The following is a 2,515-nucleotide window of genomic DNA, read 5'->3' as shown; positions in this document are numbered from 1 at the left end:
GCCATGGCCAAATCCCTGGTAGGCCATGTCCAGAAAGGGCACCAAGTCGTTTGCCTTTACAGCCTCAATCACCAGATACCACTGCGCGGGCGGGTTGTCGTAGCCGGTCGGGTTGTGGCAGCAGGCGTGCAGCACCACGATGGTTCCGGCAGCCGCGCTATTCAACGCTGCCAGCATGCCTGCAAAGTTGATGCCGCGGCTCGCCGCGTCGTAGTAGGGGTAGTTTTCTACGGTGAAGCCGGCATTGCTGAACAGCGCGCGGTGGTTTTCCCAGCTCGGGTCGCTGATCAGCACCTTGGCATTGGGGTTCAGGTGCTTCAGAAAATCGGCGCCCACTTTCAGGCCGCCCGTGCCGCCAATGGCCTGCACTGTGGCGACCCGGCCTGACTTGACGGGCTCGCTGTCGGCGCCAAACACCAGGCCCTTGACGGCCGCGTCGTAGGCAGCAATCCCGTCAATCGGCAGGTAGCCGCGCGGCTTGGGCGCGTCCATCATCTGTTTTTCTGCGGCCTGCACGCATTCCAGCAGGGGGAGCTTGCCGTTGTCGTCGTAGTACACGCCCACGCCCAGGTTGACCTTGGCGGGGTTGGGATCGGCGTTGAACTGTTCGTTAAGACCCAGAATCGGGTCACGCGGGGCCATTTCGACAGCGGTAAACAAAGACATGGAATATCCTCAGAGAGTAAAAAAGCAGCCTGTCGTCAGGCCGGGAGTCAGGTTTTTCAGCCCGGAATCTTCTCGGGCATTATTTGTTGATTGGGGCGATTCAGGGCTTGAGATTCCTGCTTGCGCCCGAATGTCGTATTCTGTTTGGTTGCCCTGAATTTTAGCGGGGCTTGACTGAGGTTTTATGCCAGAAGCACGAGAAGTTAGTAGCGCGCCCACGACAACGCCCGGTGTCGGCGAGTTTCAGCGTTTCCCGGATTCGCCGTTTGAGCTGTTTCAGCCCTACCTGCCCGCCGGCGACCAGCCGCAGGCGATCGACAAATTGGTCGAGGGCGTGCGCGACGGTGAAGTGTTCCAGACCCTGCTGGGCGTGACCGGATCCGGCAAGACCTTCACCATGGCCAACGTGATTGCGCGCCTGGGGCGCCCGGCCATTGTGTTTGCGCCCAACAAGACGCTGGCGGCGCAGCTTTACAGCGAGTTCCGGGAATTTTTTCCGAAGAATGCGGTGGAGTATTTCGTCAGTTATTACGACTACTACCAGCCCGAAGCCTATGTGCCGCAGCGTGACCTGTTCATTGAAAAAGACTCCGCCATCAACGAGCACATCGAACAGATGCGGCTGTCCGCCACCAAGAGCGTGCTGGAGCGCCGGGACACCATCATTGTGGGCACCGTCAGTGCGATTTACGGCATTGGTGCGCCAGAGGACTACACGCAGATGCGTTTTATTGCGCGCGTTGCTGACAAGATGGGCCAGCGCGACATCATTGCGCGGCTGATCCGCATGCAGTACAGCCGCAACGACCAGGATTTCTCGCGGGGCACCTTCAGGGTACGCGGCGACGTAATAGATATTTTTCCGGCCGAGCATTCCGAGTTGGCGCTGCGGATTGAACTGTTTGACGACGAAATCGAATCGCTGCAGCTGTTTGACCCGCTGACGGGCCGGATCCGGCAAAAGATTCCGCGCTTTGTGGTGTACCCGAAGAGCCATTACGTCACGCCGCGCGACAAGGTCATGACGGCGGTTGAAACCATCAAGCTGGAACTGTCCGAGCGCGTCGGCCAGTTCATTGCCGACGGCAAGCTGATTGAAGCCCAGCGCATCGAGCAGCGCACGCGGTTTGACCTGGAAATGCTCAGCGAAATCGGGCATTGCAAGGGGATTGAAAACTACACCCGCCACCTGAGCGGCGCGCCGCCGGGCTCGGCGCCCTCTACATTGTGTGACTACCTGCCCAAGGACTCGCTGATGTTTCTCGACGAGAGCCACGTCATGATTGGCCAGCTCAACGCCATGTACAACGGCGACCGGGCGCGCAAGACCACGCTGGTCGAGTATGGCTTTCGCCTGCCCAGTGCGCTGGACAACCGGCCGCTGAAGTTCGAGGAGTTCGAAACCAAGATGCGGCAGGCCATTTTTGTGTCGGCCACACCGGCCGCCTACGAGCAAGAGCATGCCGGGCAGGTGGTCGAGCAGGTGGTCAGGCCCACCGGGCTGGTGGACCCGCAGGTGGAGGTGCGGCCCGCCACGCACCAGGTTGATGATGTGCTGCAGGAAATCCGTATCCGGGTCGACAAAAACGAGCGGGTGCTGATTACCACGCTGACCAAACGCATGGCCGAGCAGCTGACTGACTACCTGAGCGACAACGGCGTGAAGGTTCGCTACCTGCACAGCGATGTGGACACGGTCGAGCGCGTGGAAATATTGCGCGACTTGAGGCTGGGTGCGTTTGACGTGCTGGTCGGCATCAACCTGCTGCGGGAAGGCATTGATATTCCCGAGGTGTCGCTGGTGGCCATTCTGGATGCCGACAAGGAAGGCTTTTTAAGGTCAGAACGC

At 59.8% G+C, this 2,515-nt stretch carries 2 protein-coding genes; one reads left to right on the top strand and one right to left on the bottom strand.

What is annotated here, in order from left to right; genetic code table 11:
- Positions 1-666, bottom strand: a 666-nt coding sequence (locus Q8K05_RS03085) for an aminotransferase class I/II-fold pyridoxal phosphate-dependent enzyme (RefSeq protein ID WP_305245071.1), incomplete at its 3' end; no start/stop codon positions are given.
- 184 nt (positions 667-850) lie between these two features.
- Here Q8K05_RS03085 and uvrB point away from each other — a divergent pair.
- The coding region (gene uvrB, locus Q8K05_RS03080) for an excinuclease ABC subunit UvrB (protein WP_305245070.1) at positions 851-2,515 on the top strand (1,665 nt) is incomplete at its 3' end.

It is taken from the genome of Polaromonas sp. (genome assembly GCF_030682935.1).
Lineage (GTDB): Bacteria > Pseudomonadota > Gammaproteobacteria > Burkholderiales > Burkholderiaceae_C > Polaromonas.
This window is presented reverse-complemented; position numbering and strand designations above follow the sequence as displayed.